This is a genomic window from Campylobacter sp. US25a, assembly GCF_004379075.1.
Classification (GTDB): domain Bacteria; phylum Campylobacterota; class Campylobacteria; order Campylobacterales; family Campylobacteraceae; genus Campylobacter_D; species Campylobacter_D jejuni.
The window spans coordinates 1-393 of sequence record NZ_RYYM01000107.1; the positions used below are offsets into that span (position 1 = coordinate 1).

A 393-nucleotide genomic window follows, 5' to 3' on the forward strand; every position below is an offset into this window, starting at 1 on the left:
TAATATAGCTCAAAAAGAATTTTGGGGAAACGGAAATAATATTTTATTTTCTTATCTATTTAAATATTTTGAGTTCATTTACGAAAATAAAAGCTATCCTGATATTATTACTTATAATAAAGACAAAACAAAGGCATGTTTCAATACAGGTTTGTATAGTACAGGTGTTTTTCCAATATTTGCATACTTTGAAATTCAAGAAAACGGAGGATATGTTTTTAGAAAATTTTGTTCTAATGGAGATAGAGTTTTAGATGATTTAGAAATACCTAAATCTTTAAGCGATTATGATACATTCAAAAATGAAATCATTTTTGATAGTAAATTGGATTTTAGGGTAAATCATTTGCATCTTTTTGAGAGAAAAGAGCGATTACCTGAAATTGTGAAAAA

1 protein-coding gene is annotated in these 393 nt (G+C 25.4%); it reads left to right on the forward strand.

The annotated features are described in order from the left end of the window. Positions 1 to 393, forward strand: a 393-nt coding sequence (locus ELQ12_RS09950; RefSeq protein WP_134264762.1) for a DUF3825 domain-containing protein, incomplete at both ends; no start/stop codon positions are given.